The organism is Dyadobacter sp. CY343, assembly GCF_021390335.1.
Lineage (GTDB): Bacteria > Bacteroidota > Bacteroidia > Cytophagales > Spirosomataceae > Dyadobacter.
Window position 1 is genome coordinate 1 of record NZ_JAJUXK010000011.1, and the last position, 17,259, is coordinate 17,259.

Sequence of the window (17,259 nt, forward strand, 5' to 3'; positions counted from 1 at the left end):
AACCTGGTATAATAGAAAAAGGCTCCACTCGGCCTTAGGATATGTTTCACCAAAAGAGTTTGAGGAGCTTTTACACAAACAAAAAATTGCGGCTTAATATCTTGTCCGCTTTATTGTTGCAATTCCAATACCGATCCTCCAAAAATTAAGAGATTAGTAGTGGTCGGCGAAACGGGAGATAAATTAACGGTAGTATCAGTCTTCTTCAATACCAAATTAAACGAGAAGGTTAACTGGAATCTTGATTTTAAGGCACAACAGATTGAGTTTGGACCGGAAGGACGGGATTACTTAGATCACAAATGCCTTATTGACTGCTCCAAATTGAGGCCGATTCCCAGGGACGAAATCAACGAAGCAATAAAAGCCAGACCTGGAATTATTATTGGGAAACTGAGTGACGAAGACTTCTCTCTGGTCAGAACTCAGATTATACATTCCACAACTATAAAAGGCAAACTTAAAAAGAAATACGGTTTCCTTGATTAGGATTTTCCGTCGAACGACTGTATTCTCGACGTACTCTTCAAACAACCCCCAGCCTAACCGCTACTTTCGTCAACCCGACGGAGTTTTTTACGCCCAGTTTCTGGAAGAGGTTTCGGCGGTGGGATTCTACGGTTTTGCCGCTGATGAAAAGCTCGGTGGCAATGCGGTTGGTGGAATATTCGCTGGCTACCAGGCGGAGGATTTCTATTTCTCTTTTGCTCAGAAAATCTTTCGTTGTGCTAGGCGCAGGCTGCGCGTCCGACTGTCCGATCGGCGACTCCGACAGTCGCATCATTACTTCCTGGCCATAATAGATCTTTCCTTCCGAAACCGACCGGATCGCCTGTTCCCATTCGTCGATTTCTGCTTCGATCCCGATGTAGCCGCTGACACCCGAGCGGATGAGCTCTCTTACCAGTTTCATGGAGGAGCTGGGGCCAAGAAGCAGGAATTTCAGGTTGGGATGAATTTTCCGAAGGGCGAGTATCTGTCCCGCCGTATGTTCCGTGCGGTAGGCAAATGCGATCACGAGCTCAATGTCCATCAGGTAGGGAATGTGCATTACCCTGTCGAGGCAGGCACTTTTTCCGATCAGACTAATAGACGATCTGTTTTGGAGCCAGCCCGCCACCGCCTCGCATTCCAGCGGGTGGGGATGAACCAGTATTGCTTGTGTGACGCAATGTTTCATAGCCAGGGTTTTAGGACAGCACAAAACACGCCAATCCGGTTTTTCCCGACATTTGGATTTGTTGCAAAAGCATTTGAATGTGTAACAGCAGCCGAAAATGGGCCTATTTGGTACTAAAATCGACTTTTTTAAATGCTTCGCTGGGTGGATACCCGAAGTGCTGTGCAAAACTGGTGGAGAAATTAGAAGGATTTCCATAACCGACCTGATACCCTATTTCGGCCACGGTACCGGCATTTTTCCGGAGCAGTTCCAGCGCCTTTTCCATGCGTACAGTCCGGATCAGATCGCCGGGCGTTTGGTTGATCAGCGCTTTCAGCTTGCGGTGAAGTTGTGTTCTGCTGAGGTTTACGTCGCTCGCGAGCAGCTCAGCACTGTATGTTTCGTCCGACAAATGCGTTTCCAGCGCGGCGCGTATCTTGGTTAAAAAGGTTTGCTCGATCGAAGGCAGTTCGGCGGTGTGCGTGAGCCAGAGGTTGTTGCTGTTGTATTTTTCGCGCAGTAACTGCCGCGTGGTGATCAGGTTTTCGATCTGGGCGATCAGCTCGGCCTCGTGGAATGGTTTTCGGAGATAAGCGTCAGCGCCCGTTTGCAAGCCCGTGAGCCTGCTGGGCATATCTACTTTGGCGGTCAGGATAATAACGGGAATGTGGCTGGTTTTCTCATTGCTCTTGATATCCGCACAAACCTGGTAACCGTCTTTTACCGGCATCATCAGATCGGTGATGATCAGATCGGGGACTGTGTCCAATGCGAGATTAAATCCCTGTTCGCCATTTTCAGCTTCCAGGATCCGGTAATTGCCGGAGAGTGAAGAGCGGATAAACGTGCGGAGATCGGCATTATCTTCAATCACCAACACCAGATGCGAATCCGGCGCACGTGAAAATGCATTGTGATCAGGAAGTGAAACCGGGATCGAAAGCGATTGCTCCACTATTTTAATGCTTTCATAATCAGACTGTTCCGCCGCCATTTCCACTGGAATATGCACCGTTACAACGGTTCCTTTGCCCGGTTCGCTTTTAACCTCAATACTACCTTTCAATAAATCAACCAGCTCTTTTGTCAGCGCCAGGCCGATGCCGGTACCTTCCTGCGGCCGGATATCCGAAGAATCGGCCTGGTAAAACCGGTCAAAAATATAGGGAAGTTTTTCAGCCGCGATCCCGGTGCCAGTATCTGAAACGGTGGCGACCAGCTCATTTGAATGATCTCTTTGATTAAAAATAAGAGAGACAAAAATGCTGCCGCTGTGCGTGAACTTCACCGCATTGGATATCAGGTTGTAAAAAATATTTTCCAGCTTGTCCTTATCCGTATTCGCGGTGAATTTTTGCGCAGCCGCTGAAAAATGAATGCTAACCTGCTTCTGGTTCGCGAGCGTTTCAAACGAATAGGTAATGCTTTTTATAAATCCGACCACTTCCAGAGGAGCTTTGTTCAGCTCCATTTTTCCGGCTTCCAGTTTGCTCAGATCCAGCAGCTCGTTGATCATTTTAAGCAGCCTCTTCGCGTTTCTGGCGATCAGGCCGAGCTGGCTGCGCGTTTCTATGTCCCGGGTTTGGGATAGAATACGTTCCGCCGGACCGAGTATCAGTGTAAGCGGGGTACGGAATTCGTGGGTCAGGTTGATGAAAAACCGGGATTTAAATGTGTCCAGCTCACGCAGTTTGTCAGCTTGCTCCTGAACCTGAGCGGTTCTTTCTTTTACCGTTTTTTCAAGAGTAACTGCTTGTTGTTCAATTAATTCACGTTTATCCTGTTCTGCCAGCAGTTTTTGGGAAGATAGCGCTTCCACTTCTGCAAGCTGCCGGCTCAGGTCTTTGTTTGTTCTTGCAAAATCCAGTGCCAGGAAAATGGAAAAGCACAGCGGCATAAAAAGCAGCCCGACCGCCATGAGCCGGTCTATCAAATGCAGCTTGCCCGCAAAAAGATCAAGTATATCAACTCCGACAAAAAAGAAGAACAGGGCGGTAATAAACATGCCCAAACCAATCAGCCAGACACCTTTTCTCCCATTCCGCGAAGCTTTAAAAATCTCCCGTAGCCCATCGATAATGACCGCCAGAAAATACAGGTTGAATATGTCGTCATGCGCAGAATCGTGGAAAAAGGCGAACTCGATCACATAGTATATTCCCGGCATCAGAAACAGCGCGAGCCGCAGCCAGGTGAGTTTTGTACCTGCAATTTTATATAACAGTAAACCTGCGGCAATGGTAGTGAGCGTTTTGGAAACGTCGAAAGCCGGCCACATATATGCTTGCAGGTAGGGATCAGAAATTACCTGATTGAAATAACGAAAAATCTGCGTTGCAGCCGCAAAACCGACGAAAAGCGCATAATACAGATTTGCTTTTTGTTTGGGATAAAAAAAGAAGAGGAACAAATGCAGCAAAGCAAATGCGAACATGGCGGCAATGCTCATTAACATATAGTCCTGACTATCTGAGCTCAATTTCAAGACAGGCAACATCATTCCATATACCCCGATCCAGGCCTGGAAACCTGTAAAATTTGCAAATGCCGGCGCATAGTTGGCATACCGGATCGCGATCAGGATCGTGTCGGATTGCGGGGCTTCGAACGGGATCAGCTGATCGGGCGCGCGTTTCGGAATTGTTTCGGCTTTACTCCGCCCGATCTGACCAAATCCACCCTTTTTAATGCCATTAATAAAAATTTCAGAGGCTCCATCGTGGTTGATCCGAAAAGCGAGTGTTTGGCCAGCCAGTGTTGAATCCATGATCAGCCGCAGCCGGAACCAGCCAATTCCTTTCCAGTTTTTTGGTAGATTATCTTCTCCAAAAACACTTCCCAGCTCAGCCCAGTCGCTATCCTTATACTTCGCAGAGGCCCACTCAGGCGAATCACCGGGATGAAATTTCCATTTTAATCCTTGTAGCGAAAATGAATTGGTTTTATTGATCAGGCTGTCAGATGAAATCGGAACAGCAGCCGACTGAGCGAGCATTTCGCCGGAATACAGAAGGCAACAAAGCAACAGAAGCAGGTTTTTCGGTTGCTTGAATATGTTCTTCAGTATCCCGATCATCCAGTTATTACAAATTAAGATTGTACAACTTAGCGATTGAAAGTCACATAATCAAGCACTTGCAATGCATTACCTTGCAGCTACCTCCGCAGGTTCGGCAAAAAGTCTTTCAGCCATTTTTTTGTCGTGCCCGTAAACATCTTTCCGGAAATTCAGTTTGCCGGTATGGTCTACCCACGCGGTGAAATAGCCGATAAATACCGGAATTTCGTTTGCACCCCGCAGCCGCACATACTTTTCCTTGCCGCTATTCATCGCAGCTGTAATTTTCGCGGAAGTCCAGGTTGAATCTTTACGTAGCAGAAACTCAGCCAGCTTTTTAGGTTCAGACAACCGAATGCAACCGTGGCTGAATGCACGCTGTGACTCTCCGAACAGGCTTTTGGAAGGAGTATCGTGCAGGTAAATATTGTAGCTGTTCGGAAAGAGGAATTTCACCAAACCGAGTGAATTGGACTTGCCCGGTTTCTGGCGCACGCTGTTTCCATTCCACTCCATATTATGCCGCGCCAGGTAATTCTTGTTTTTCTTGATTCCGGGCAGAATTTCGTTTTTCAAAATGCCCGGCGGGATATTCCAATAGGGACTGAAAACGACCTGGTTGAGTTTGCCGGCGAATATCACCGTACTATGCGCCTCCGTGCCGACCACTACATTCATATCAAATGCAAGCTCGCCCTTTTCGTACATGTGAAGTCGGAATTCGGGGATATTGACGAGGATATAGTCGGTTGCCGGTGCCGCGGGGACCCAGCGAATACGCTCCATATTGATCAGCATCAGGCGAATCCTTTCGCTCACGGGCACATTCAATTCCTTCATAAATGCAGGCCCGATCTCTCCCGACGCCTTGAAGCCCATTCTGGCTTGAAATGATTTTACACCGACCACCAGCGTGGAATCGAAGATATTGGTAGAGTCGCCAGGTTCCATATCCTGCATCAGTGCGAGTCTTCTTTTTATTTCCGCAATAACCGGCGAGCTGTCGCCCATTTTTAATTTTTTGACCGGTTCCAGCTCTCGCCAATCCTCGTTTTTGAGGCTATTATAATGTTTAAGCTGCTCTTTCAACAGATTATATTGCCGGTTCACGGGTTCGTAAGACGCTACATTTTCTCCTTTATTTTTCAAAAGCGAATCCAGAAAGGCGGCGGGGTTGATCTTTTTCCGCGGGATAAACCAGTTGAGTTCCTGGATATTAAGACTCCCGTCGCCGGAATATGCTTTTTCGGTATAGTTAAAAAAGTGCTCCGTCAATGCAAGCTCGGTGTTGATCACCAAAGAGTCCGTCGGAACAATGCGTTTCAGGGTTTGTAGTGAATCAATTTGCGCCATGAGTTTCGCGTCGTAAAGCGAGCTGTCGCCTGAACCGTGGATATAATCGTTTTGCAAACTCAGAAAAGTCTGCACAAAATCGGCCATACCGTCGGGGAAAAACCAGGCAAACTGATAATTTCGTCGATTGTAAAAGCTCCGGATCTTATTGACCGTGCTATCCTGCATACTCCGCGTTTCCACAAAGCGGCCGAGCGCAGTTGTATCGATAAAAAGCTCGGTGAAGGAGTTTTCAACCTTAATGGTCGTGTCCCGCACCGCGATTTCCGGCTGCTGTTTTTCTTTGGTTTTGCAGGAAGCAAATAGCCCGCAAGCGATAACGAACAAGAATAGGATCCGCATAGAGAAGTAAGATGGCCGCCGAAACTTAACTTTTATTTCGTTCCCGAGCGCATCTTTTTTCGATTAATCGGTGCGGATCACTGATCGAATTTTTTCCGCAACCCTCTCACCAGCTTCCGCACTGAGGCGGATTGTGAATTGAACCCATTTGCGCCGTTTGGAGCAGCTTTGTAATATTCCGACTGCCAAATCTCGCGATCATCTTTTGTGACAAATGACGCGCTCAATGCCACGGCTTTACCTCCCCAGGAAGTCCAGGTAACGCCGCCGGATATTTTGGTATCAAGTTTTAAAATCACGTCCGCTTCACTTTTTGACGACGTTACTTTCCAGTATCCCCATTCCTCCAATGCACTTTTGAGTTCCTCGCCTGCACTTTTACCTACATCTGTTTTATTGCTTTCTACATACACCGACTTGCCTTTTTGCAGCGCCTCGTCTTGCGTGGCATCCAGCAGGGGAAAAAGTATGAGTATCAAAAATGAAATCCGTTTCATAGTGTTTGTGATTTGGTACAATGCAAAATTCGGGATTTAATCTGCCCGGCACCATCCCTGAAATCAGCCATATTTCTGTATAAACCTGGTGGGACATAATTTGTCGGAAAATTTCTCTGTATCCGGGCACAATTCAATAGCGCTTTGTGTTTGATAAACTGACACCTGGTAATCAGGGAATAAGACAAATAAATTTATTTACTCTATAAATTCGATAGAGAATAAATATTTAGACACTTTTTAATAAATTTGCAGCGAAATCAATACTTAAAGGCCAATACAGGTTTAGTGTAATCTCAATAAACAATCTCACCACTCTTACAATAATGCAATTATGAAAATACGGTTTCTATACCTTTTTCTGCTGACTTTCCTGGCGACCGGATTTGTCAGCGCGCAACAGCGTGTTATCACCGGTATCATTACCGACGCTGGCGATGGTTCTCCGCTGCCGGGCGCTTCTGTGGCTGTGAAAGGCACTTCATCAGGTACACTTTCTGATGCGGACGGCGCTTTCAGTCTGAATGTAAATGACGATGCCTCTATTCTCGTGGTATCTTTTATTGGTTACCTGGCTCAGGATGTGGCGATCGGTAATGTTGACAAAATCAGCGTCGCATTGAAAGCCGATACTAAGATCCTCAACGAAGTAGTGGTAACTGCACTGGGTATCTCGCGTGAAAAACGTGCATTGGGTTATGCGGTGCAGGAAATCAAAGGCGAAGCTTTGCAAACGCGTCCAACCAATGCATTAAGCGCACTTTCCGGGAAAGTTGCGGGTTTGCAGGTGGTTACTTCCGGTGGAAATATGGGCGGCTCGTCACGTGTACTTTTGCGCGGGGTGAATTCTATTTCAGGAAACAACCAGCCTTTGTATGTGATCGACGGAACGCCGATCGACAATGCGGATTTGAACAGCGCGGCGACGAGCTCTGGAAGTGGTGGAAAAGATGTGGGTAACATGATCCAGGATTTGAACCCGGACGATATTGAGAATATTTCGGTATTAAAAGGACCTTCGGCGGCGGCACTTTACGGAACGCGCGCTGCAAACGGGGTTATTTTGATTACTACCAAAAAAGGAAAAGAAAACAGCAAGGTCAACCTAACGCTGAATACAGGTATTGAATTTGAAAATATCGTTCGTCTTCCAAAACGCCAGAAACTCTACGGCGGCGGTTTTTCAAGCACATTTCAGCAAGCTAATATCGGTGGTACCAACTATAACATCGCCGAATATGCAGTAGACGAAAGCTGGGGCCCGAAACTGGATGGAACACCCGTTTTGCATTGGTATAACCTGGATCCTGAGAATACTGCGGACTATCTGAATCCGCAACCGTGGATTTACCCTAAAAACGATGTGCATACTTTCTTCGAAACGGGAGTAGCGAATACAAACAGTTTGTCTGTGAGTGGCGGGAATGCGAATTCAACTTACCGGCTTTCTTACACCAATAAAAATGTAACAGGTACTGTGCCGAATTCTTCATTGAAACGGAATTCGATCAACTTTTCGGGTTCTTCGCAGCTGGGTAAGTTGAAGGTTTATAACAATTTCAATTATATCAAAAACCATTCGACCGGCCGGCCGTGGACAGGTGCTACCAACCGGAATATCATCCTGGAAGCATTTCAATGGGGCGCGGTACAGGTGGATTACGAGAAGCTTAAAAACTACAAACGCGCCGACGGGACGCAGATTTTGTGGAACCGCAGCGGCTATCAGAATACGCCAGCGGGCGAGGCTGCCAAATTTATCGATAACCCCTATTGGTCGGCTTACGAAAGTTACCTGGACGAAAACAGGGATCGTTTTTACGGAAACGTAGGTCTGGTTTACGACGTAAACAGCTGGCTAAAAGTGAGTGGAAAAGTGAATGCGGATCTTTACAATTACCAATACCAGGACCGCATCGCGGTATATTCACGCACCCAGTCTCAATATCAGGAATATAACAACAATTTCAGCGAGTTCAACTACGAGTTGCTGGCTTCTGCGAACAAGAGCTGGGGAGATATCTCATTGAATGTGAATGCGGGAGGAAACCTGATGAGCCAGCGCCGCCGCATCAGCGACGCAGTGACGCAGGGTGGTTTGATCATTCCTGAATATTATAACCTGAAAAACGCGAGCTCGGTTTTGGTCAATTCCAATTCGTACCGGAAGCAGATCAACTCGCTTTTTGGAAGTTTCTCACTGGGCTGGAAAAGTTTGCTCTTCGTAGACGGAACCGTGCGTAACGACTGGTCTTCTACTTTGCCGATCGGAAGGAATTCATTTACATATCCTTCATTAACAACGAGTTTGATCCTGAGCGAGCTTAATGGAATTAAAGATGTAAGCTGGCTGGATTTTGCAAAAGTTCGTCTTGGTTGGGCGCAGGTGGGTAATGATACCGATCCTTACCAGTTGCAACGCGCCTACGAAGCAACCCAGTCTTTCGACGGACTGGCTTCTTACAGACTGCCGACCCAGCTGAACAACCAGGCTCTGAAACCGGAGATCACCAGTTCGTGGGAAACGGGTCTGAGCTTGCAGGCATTCAAAAACAGGGTAGGGCTGGACGTGACTTACTATGACAATGTGAGCCGCAATCAGATCATCAATATCCCTGTGTCTTCCGCTTTCGGGTACGATTCGAAGGTGATCAATGCGGGTAAGATCAATAACAAAGGGGTGGAAGTTACATTAACCGGCACGCCGATCCGCAGTAATGGTTTTGAATGGAATTCGAGCCTGAACTGGTCGCGGAACCGGAATAAGGTGATCCAGCTTGCGCCGGGTGTGAATACTTTCCAGCTGGCGAACAGTCTCGTTACATTGGTAGCGCGCGAAGGTCAGCCTTACGGACAGATTTTGGGTAACGATTTTATCTACACAACCGACGGTCAGAAAGTGATCAAAGCGGACGGAACTTACGAGCGCGGGCAGCAATTGACGCCGCTGGGTAGTGTTTTGCCAAAATATCTGTTTGGTTTCCAAAATAGCTTCACCTACAAAAACTTCAACCTCGGCTTTTTGGTAGACGGTCGCGTGGGCGGAAAATTCTTCTCACAAACCTATAAGGTAGGTATGTATGCAGGTGTGCTCGAAAAAACGGCTGCCGACAATGTGCGCGAAACCGGCGTGGTGCTGGAAGGTGTGAAAGGAACGGTAACCTACAATGCCGACGGGACTTACCAGGTAACCAACATTTCACCAAACGATACCCGCATTACGGCGCAAGCCTGGGCGCGGGGCGAATACAGCGGCCCGACGCCGCAAACGATCTTCGACGCGACATTTGTGAAGTTGCGTGAGGTAACGTTCGGATACAGTCTGCCACTGGCGAACAAAACGGTGAAGTCGATTTACTTCGGACTGTACGGAAGAAACCTGGTGAACATTTACACCGCCAGCAAATACATTGACCCGGAATTCACAAGCAGCGGCGGTAACATTCAGGGATTGGAAGGCGGAAGCATTCCGGTGCCGGCGACTTACGGTTTGAATGTGAATGTGAAGTTTTAAGCCAGCTATTTTAAAGTAAAAAATTGAAGACCATGCAAAAGTTCATATATCAGAAAAGCATTTTTTCACTCGCAGTTGCGGCATCAGTATTGCTCGCTTCTTGCAGCGACAGCCATTTCGAGGAAGTAAACAGGGACCCGAACCGTCCCGAAAATGCGACCACGACGACCATTTTATTGAATGCTGAAAAACAGGCGATCGATAACATTCGTAATGAAAACAGCTCATTGCGCGGAACCCAGCTTTTTGCGCAGTATTACAGTCAGAATATTTACAGTGACCAATCGCGTTACGATATTCCGCGCTCTTACTCGGATACTTATTGGAGCAATGCTTACAAGGCGCTCAATAACCTGAACGAAATCATTATCCTCAATACCGACCCGGCCAAAAAAGACGTGGCGGCGGCTGGTGTGGCGGGTACCAATGCAAACCAGATCGCGATCGCGCGGATTTTGAAAGCTTACGTTTTCCAGAACCTGACCGACGTTTTCGGAGATGTACCTTACCAATCTTACGGTAACCCGGATCCTGAATTTCAGGCTTTGCAACAAAATCCCGAGAACCTGAGCCCGGCTTATGCAAGTCAGCAGAAGATTTACCAGGATATCCTGAATGAGCTGAAAGCGGCTGGTGACACCTTGATCAAGTACAAAACGGCGACTACATTCGGGAATTACGATGTGATTTATAAAGGTAAAAATGAGTTGTGGGCCAAATTTGCAAACTCGCTTCGTCTGCGTATTGCTACCCGCATCAGAACTAAGCTACCTGCTGAGTCGAATGCACATTTTGAAGATGCATTGGCAAAAGGCGTTTTCACTTCGAATGCAGATAATGCAGTGTTCAAATACCAGGCACTCGCGCCGAACGAAGCGCCTTTGTACCGCGCTACGGTTACGGCCAATCGCAAGGATTTTGCCGTGTCGCACGTGCTGATCAATGCATTGAAAGGTCAGACCGGGACTGTGAAAGTGCAGGACCCGCGTTTGCCAATTTATGCAACCAAAAATGCAGCCGGTGAATATGTGGGCCAGCCTTACGGATTGCCGGTAGCAGCAGCAGGCTTGCTGACAGCCACAGACGTGAGCTTACCGGGAACCGCAGTGAATGCAGCTAGTTATGGCGAAGTATTGCAGGAATATGCGGAGGTAGCTTTTCTGATTTCTGAATATAAAAACTGGGATCAGCAGGCTTATATCAATGGCGTAACTGCCTCTCTGCAAAAGTGGGGCGTAGCGCAGGCAGATATTACCACCTACCTGGCAGCACTTCCGAAGGCGGATAAAGCGAACGTTTTGAACCAGAAATACCTGGCTCTTTATACCCAGGGTGACGAAGCTTGGAGCGAGATCCGCCGCACGGGTTATCCTACGTTTTTGGTAAAACCAGGCGACGTGGTTTGGAGCAGAACTGCGAACGGAGCCACTACGGATTATAAATTCCAGCCGCTTTTCGGAGAGGGTGTTCCATTGCGGTTATATTACCCGCCCAAAGAACAAAGTGTGAACCTGGCAAACTATCAGAATGCCGTGAAAGCGCAGGGAAATGACGATATCACCACTTCTTTATGGTGGAATAAGTAGAGAGAAATTATCTGTTTAGAGCAAATCGTCTATCAAAAGGATGCTTGGGCTCGCCTACAATCTGGGCACTATAAATACCCCGGTGACCGGAGCAGAGATAGGCGAGGACACACGCAATAGCCACATACACACCGCATTCGCTGCCGAACAGTTCGATCGCCAATACAATACACGCGAGGGGCGTATTGGCAGCTCCGGCGAAAACGGCGACGAAGCCCATTCCGGCGAGCAGGCCAACCGGCAGCGGGAGGAAATAGGAGAGTGCATTGCCGAGGGTAGCGCCGATAAAAAACAACGGGGTTACTTCCCCGCCTTTGAATGCGGCACCGAGTGTTACTGCCGTGAAAAGGATTTTTAGTAAAAAATCATAAGGAGGCAGCTGGTACTCAAAAGATTCGAGGATAACAGGAATACCCAGGCCAATATACCTGGTAGTACCGGAAGCAAAAACTGCAACCGCGACCAGCGCGCCGCCCAACAATGGCCGTAGCGGAGGAAAAGGAATACGTTTGAACAAGCTTCCGGCAGAATGGGTGAGCCTCGTAAAAAGCATTGATCCCCCGCCAAATGCAATACCTGCAATGCCGGCGTACAGCATATTCAGCGCAGAAAGATCAGGAATTGCTGGAATGTGATAATGCGTGTGGCCCACTTGCCACGCTCGGGTAGTGAGGTCTGCAACAATGGCGGCGGCAAATGCCGGCAAAAGTGCGTCGTACCGGATGCGGCCGATCAGGAAAACTTCAAGTGCGAATATCCCGCCTGCCAGCGGTGTCCCGAATACAGAGCCGAAACCCGCGGCGACTCCTGCGATCAGTACGAGCCTGCGATCACGCGGGCGCAAGCTCAGGAGTCGGGTCAGCTGGTCGGCCAGGCAACCGCCCATTTGCAATGCGGTCCCTTCCCTGCCCGCAGAGCCCCCAAACAAATGCGTGGCAACGGTACCGATCAGTACGAAAGGCGCCATTTTTAGTGAAATAATTTTGGAAGGGCGGTTGATGTTTTCAAGCAGCAGGTTGTTGCCGGCCTCCACTTCTTTTCCAAAGTAATGGTACATGCAACCGATCAGAAAACCAGCCAGCGGAAGAAATGCGATGATCCACCGGTGGGTTTCACGGTACTGCGTGGCCCAGTCGAGGGAAACTAAAAAGAATGCAGATGCAGATCCGGCAAGAATGCCGATAATGCCCGACAGGATCAGCCACTTAACTATAAAAACCAATTTCTTGGGAAGACGAAACCGGGGTGCTGACATGCTATTCATGCGTAGTTGGTCGGCAAAACAGCCCAAAAAGAAGTAGCAGCCGTTTCGTGGCTGCTACCTGAAATAAAGGAATATTAAAGCAACTTTTCTTTTGGAGGTGTAGCGCCTGCCATACGTATGTATACAGTTGTCTGGCCTCTGTGGTGAGTTTGATGTTCAAAGTTTTTGATCAGCGCCATTCCTTTTGTCATATCAAAACGACCAAAAAGTTTCACTGACTCAGCCATTTGCGCGGGCGTCATTTTTTTGATCCCGTTAATTACAAAATCATACCCTTCCAATACGATTTTGGTAATGTTCGCCTTCGACTTGTCTGTCGTCGATTTTTCCAGTTCTCCCATTCCGTAAGGGCTTTTTACGCCAGTCGCAGCGGAGGCGAATCCGTAATTTGCGTCGGTAATGTGCAGCATCTGTTCGGCAAATGAGCGCATTTCCGGGGTAGGCTTCAAAGCGTAACCGGTCTCAGGCATTGCGTCGAGGTATTCCTGGGTATAGGCTTTCGCTCTTTCCCATTCTTTAACCATCTCATCTGCCGACGATTGAGCGTTGGCAAACTGGATCATAGTAATCGCTATAAATAGCGTCGATAATAGTCTAAGTTTTTTCATGTCCATTCATGTTTAGTGATTTACAAAACTAACTAATCTAATCAGGCCGCGCTAATCATCTGATTAAGAAAGCGCGTTGACTCGTAGTTCTCTATTTGTTTCGTACAAAACGAAGGTTAAGCCGGTATTAACGGGATGGCGCATTTCCGTATCTTCCCCAGGCGACAAATGCAGCGAGTGCACCAAAAATGATATTGAACATCGCCGGTTCGCCCCTGGAAATGTGAAAAACCAGCGCGCTCAGCATGAGTACCACAATCCCTGCGGCCGCGGCAAATGTCAGACGAGGCCGGATGTTCACCAAAGTGGGAAGCAGGATGCCAATTCCTGCAATGAAGTCGATAATACCGGTAAATTTTACAAATGAGGCCGGCAATTCCCCTGTCCATGGCCACATCCCGGAAAGTAGTTCCGGCGACTGGAACAGTTTCATGTAAGAGGCCCAGATGAGCGTTAATGACAGTGCTAGCTGCATAACGAGCAACAATATATGCAGCGTTTTGGAAGATTTTCTGATCAACATTGGGATAGTCTTTTTGTGAGTAAGCAAAAGTATTTACATTCACTTCCCGTTCGTCAGTACTTTCCCGGTGGGATAATACTATCAGTTAGGGTAGTAACGCATCACCGCAATCACTAAAGAATCACAAATGCTAACCGAAAATGGCTGCCCTAAGACTGCATTATCCATACGCGATGCGCTCGAAGCCCTGGAAGGGCGGTGGAAACTGTTGATATTATTTGCACTCTCGTCAGGTCCGAGGCGGTTCAGGCAACTTTCTGTCGAAGTAGCGGGTATTACGGATAAGGTTTTGTCAAAAGAATTGAAAGCAATGGAAATGAACCAGCTGATCAAGCGGCAGGTTTTCGACACATTCCCCCCAACAGTTGAATATTCCATCACCGAGCACGGAGCATCATTAGACAAAGTCCTGGAAGAGCTCCATTACTGGGGCCTCGCGCACCGGGTCAAGATCATCGGGAAGTAAGTGTTCCGGCTTTGGAGATTTTCTGAACGGCAAGAGATATGTGCATTTACACAAGCCCTTGTGTGATAGCCAGGCTCACAGCTTCGGTTGCGCTGTCATCCGACAAAATTAGTGACTCAGGAGATAGCATTGCATAGCAAGAATTTGCTATTGTGCCTTCGCTCCCTGTCGTCTTCTTTTGCACTACATATTACTCAACGTTATTCTTTTTAACCACCACTATAAACCGGGATGCACCGGCCAAATCGACATTTTGGGGCCGGGCCACAAGAGCCCAACACCGTGGCCCGACCTACGCGGCGCGACCGACGTGGCCCGACCTACGCGGCGCGACCAGTATGCTTTGGTTTTCAAACTCAATCCTTAATCAAATACTCAATTTTCCAGACAATGAAAAAATTAGTACTATTCGTCAATGTTATCATTGCGTCCATGTTCATTCAGGCTTGCACCGACCATGTGGAGCCAGTCGCGGAACCGGAGTCTTTTTCTTCCGAACCCTTTGCGAGCGGATTAAAATACCCGATTGGACTGACGGTTGACGATCATGCAAATGTATGGGTGACCGAGGCTGGGACAGGTAACAACGGCACGGACGGAACTGTGTCTATGTTTACCTCCGCCGGCGTTAAAACAACATTCGTAACCGGACTCCAGTCGCTGGTTCGTGAAGGTTCGATTGAAGGTATTGGTCACCTTATTTATAAAGACGGGACCCTGTATTTTCTACACGGTTCGAATGGTATGCTTTATACTGCCGATGTATCTTCTTTTAAATCAGGTGACCCGGCCGTGAAGCTTGCCGATATTCCTTCTCAGGATCTTGGAACTTTTGTCAAAAGCCTGAAACTGACCGACCCGCTTAATTCGAATACATACGATCTCACTTTCGGGCCTGACGATCACCTGTACATTATTGACTCAGGGAGCAATGCGGTTATTAAGAGGGATAAAACAACCGGCAAACTGTCATTGTTTGCGAAATTCCCCAACGTTGCACCGGGTGTTGAACCAGTACCGACGGGTATCGTTTACGACGGCAGCAAACTCTTGGTCAGTACATTAACCGGCTTTCCTTTTGCACCGGGCAGTGCCAATATTTTACAGGTAGACCACGAGGGAACTGTGAATGTGTATAAATCAAAATTCACGACACTGACCGGCATTACACTTTCAGCGAACAATAAACCTGTTGTGATCCAGCACGGGGAGTTCGGCCCAATGGGATTTAAAGCAAAATCAGGTTTGGTACTGGACGAAAACGGAAAAACGCTTTTTGCTGGCATCACGCGGCCGACCGATATTATGCGTGCTGGTGATAAAACCTATTATTTGCTAAGCTACCAGGACGGAACAATCAGTAAACTCAGCTATTAAGGTGAAAGTGCTTAAAATCATTGGCAAAATAGTTGCCGGCCTTGTTGTAATTATTGCAATAGGAGTCATTTATGTGAGCGTCGGACTTCCCGATACCGGTCCCGCGCCCAAACTGAAAATTGAGCTGACACCAGCACGCGTCGAGCGCGGGAAATATCTCGCCAATCATGTGACAGTTTGTATGGACTGTCACAGCACACGCGACTGGTCGCAATATGCGGGACCTCTTAAAGGTGGACTGGGTGGCGGCGGCGAGGCATTTACGCAGGAAATGGGCTTTCCAGGCAAATTCTACGCGCCTAATATTACACCATACGCACTGGCTGGTTGGACGGATGGCGAGATTTTTCGCGCCGTCACAACCGGTGTGAATAAAAGCGGAAAACCACTTTTTCCGGTCATGGCTTACCACCGTTTCGGGCAGCTGGATAAGGAAGATATTTATTCAGTGATCGCCTACATTCGCGGATTAGCACCGATGGAGACTCATATTCCGGAGTCTGAGCCTGACTTTCCTGTCAATATCCTTATCAATACAATGCCCCGGGAAGCTGCTTTCACGAGCCTGCCTTCGGAAACGGATCAGGTGGCTTATGGTAAATATCTGATCACTGCTACCGGCTGCGTGGATTGTCACAGCAAAACTGAAAAAGGCAGCGTGGTAGCTGGAACTGAGTTTGGCGGAGGAATGGAATTTAAAAGTCCGAATGGTGTGGTGCGCTCGCCTAACATCACGATGCACAAAAAAACAGGCATTGGCAACTGGACGGAAGATGCATTCGTAGCACGTTTTAAAGCGTATACAGACAGCGGTTACGTTTCGCCGAAACTCAAACCCGGTGAGCTGAATACCCCAATGCCGTGGACCATGTACGCAGGCATGAAGGAAAAAGACCTTGCTGCAATCTTTGCTTATCTGAGCACGGTCAAACCGATTGAAAATCAAATAATAAGATTCGAGAAAAATCAGGTTCAGTGATGAAATGCGTTTGCTGATATGTTCTAAATTGGCATACTCACATCACAAACAGGCTTTTAGGTTGCACACCTGGAAGCCTGCTTTTTATGTCGGGATGATAAGATTTGCCTCGGCTGCCGCTTGTCTTAGCGATCTAAATGAGCCACAGAAGACATTAAATTGAGCCGCACAACTAACCGGGGATACATCGTTGATGGGCAGGCAGCCCGCAATTTTAAAATTCAATGTCCCGATCGACAATTTTGCTAAACTGACCGGAAGAAGTCCGGCAGGTTTCAAGCGTGACTTTAACAAAATATTCGGGATACCGCCCCCGGCATTGGTTACAAAAGAAACGGCTTATAGAGGCCCATTTTCAGATAACCAGGGAAAACAAAAAGCCTTCATCCATTTATTTAGAGCTTGGTTTTGAGAGTTTTTCCCACTTTTCGTATGTTTTCAAAAAGCAATTTGGTTACTCACCCAAAGATATTCGTAGTCTGAATATTGGCGGATAAGTATTCTTTCAGGTTTTCTACGATTGTGAAGAG

14 protein-coding genes are annotated in these 17,259 nt (G+C 47.7%); 7 read left to right on the forward strand and 7 right to left on the reverse strand.

What is annotated here, in order from left to right; translation table 11 throughout:
- Positions 1 to 159: 159 nt before the first annotated feature.
- A complete protein-coding gene (locus LZG94_RS26000; RefSeq protein WP_233794574.1) occupies positions 160 to 489 on the forward strand; it encodes a hypothetical protein in 330 nt (109 codons plus the stop codon).
- A 37-nt stretch (positions 490 to 526) separates the two neighbouring features.
- Here the strand turns inward: LZG94_RS26000 and LZG94_RS26440 are convergent, their stop codons facing one another.
- The 4 genes from LZG94_RS26440 to LZG94_RS26020 all read right to left on the reverse strand — a co-directional run bounded on the left by LZG94_RS26440 (position 527) and on the right by LZG94_RS26020 (position 6,412).
- The gene (locus tag LZG94_RS26440; protein WP_304488642.1) at positions 527 to 1,180 is read right to left on the reverse strand and encodes a DNA-binding response regulator; all 654 of its coding nucleotides are present in this window, start codon (positions 1,178 to 1,180) and stop codon (positions 527 to 529) included.
- Positions 1,181 to 1,283: 103 nt separating this feature from the next.
- The gene (locus LZG94_RS26010; RefSeq protein ID WP_233794575.1) at positions 1,284 to 4,238 is read right to left on the reverse strand and encodes an ATP-binding protein; all 2,955 of its coding nucleotides are present in this window, start codon (positions 4,236 to 4,238) and stop codon (positions 1,284 to 1,286) included.
- Between the two features lie 69 nt (positions 4,239 to 4,307).
- Positions 4,308 to 5,915, reverse strand: coding sequence for a murein L,D-transpeptidase (locus LZG94_RS26015; protein WP_233794576.1), 1,608 nt, complete (start codon positions 5,913 to 5,915; stop codon positions 4,308 to 4,310).
- A 77-nt stretch (positions 5,916 to 5,992) separates the two neighbouring features.
- On the reverse strand, positions 5,993 to 6,412 hold the full coding sequence (locus LZG94_RS26020) for a hypothetical protein (RefSeq protein WP_233794577.1): 420 nt from the start codon (positions 6,410 to 6,412) through the stop codon (positions 5,993 to 5,995).
- 334 nt (positions 6,413 to 6,746) lie between these two features.
- Here LZG94_RS26020 and LZG94_RS26025 point away from each other — a divergent pair, with 334 nt between their 5' ends.
- Both LZG94_RS26025 and LZG94_RS26030 read left to right on the forward strand, forming a co-directional pair.
- On the forward strand, positions 6,747 to 9,926 hold the full coding sequence (locus tag LZG94_RS26025) for a SusC/RagA family TonB-linked outer membrane protein (protein WP_233794578.1): 3,180 nt from the start codon (positions 6,747 to 6,749) through the stop codon (positions 9,924 to 9,926).
- 32 nt (positions 9,927 to 9,958) lie between these two features.
- Complete coding sequence (locus LZG94_RS26030; protein ID WP_233794579.1) at positions 9,959 to 11,512, forward strand: SusD/RagB family nutrient-binding outer membrane lipoprotein; 1,554 nt, start codon at positions 9,959 to 9,961, stop codon at positions 11,510 to 11,512.
- A 7-nt stretch (positions 11,513 to 11,519) separates the two neighbouring features.
- Here LZG94_RS26030 and LZG94_RS26035 read toward each other — a convergent pair whose 3' ends face one another.
- The 3 genes from LZG94_RS26035 to LZG94_RS26045 form a co-directional block, all read right to left on the reverse strand.
- Positions 11,520 to 12,767 carry a voltage-gated chloride channel family protein gene (locus LZG94_RS26035; protein ID WP_233794580.1) on the reverse strand — a complete coding sequence of 416 codons (1,248 nt, stop codon included), beginning with the start codon at positions 12,765 to 12,767 and terminating at the stop codon, positions 11,520 to 11,522.
- An 83-nt stretch (positions 12,768 to 12,850) separates the two neighbouring features.
- Positions 12,851 to 13,384: a DinB family protein gene (locus LZG94_RS26040; RefSeq protein ID WP_233794581.1), complete on the reverse strand. Its 534-nt coding sequence runs from the start codon at positions 13,382 to 13,384 to the stop codon at positions 12,851 to 12,853.
- Between the two features lie 127 nt (positions 13,385 to 13,511).
- Positions 13,512 to 13,907, reverse strand: coding sequence for a DoxX family protein (locus tag LZG94_RS26045; protein WP_233794582.1), 396 nt, complete (start codon positions 13,905 to 13,907; stop codon positions 13,512 to 13,514).
- A 127-nt stretch (positions 13,908 to 14,034) separates the two neighbouring features.
- Between LZG94_RS26045 and LZG94_RS26050 the strand changes: the two genes are divergently transcribed.
- The 4 genes from LZG94_RS26050 to LZG94_RS26065 all read left to right on the forward strand — a co-directional run bounded on the left by LZG94_RS26050 (position 14,035) and on the right by LZG94_RS26065 (position 17,226).
- On the forward strand, positions 14,035 to 14,373 hold the full coding sequence (locus LZG94_RS26050; RefSeq protein ID WP_233794583.1) for a helix-turn-helix domain-containing protein: 339 nt from the start codon (positions 14,035 to 14,037) through the stop codon (positions 14,371 to 14,373).
- Between the two features lie 390 nt (positions 14,374 to 14,763).
- A complete protein-coding gene (locus LZG94_RS26055) occupies positions 14,764 to 15,750 on the forward strand; it encodes a ScyD/ScyE family protein (RefSeq protein ID WP_233794584.1) in 987 nt (328 codons plus the stop codon).
- Between the two features lies 1 nt (position 15,751).
- Entirely contained in the window at positions 15,752 to 16,729 is a 978-nt protein-coding gene (locus LZG94_RS26060; protein ID WP_233794585.1) for a c-type cytochrome, read from the forward strand.
- Positions 16,730 to 17,010: 281 nt separating this feature from the next.
- The gene (locus LZG94_RS26065; RefSeq protein ID WP_233794586.1) at positions 17,011 to 17,226 is read left to right on the forward strand and encodes an AraC family transcriptional regulator; all 216 of its coding nucleotides are present in this window, start codon (positions 17,011 to 17,013) and stop codon (positions 17,224 to 17,226) included.
- Positions 17,227 to 17,259 lie beyond the last annotated feature (33 nt).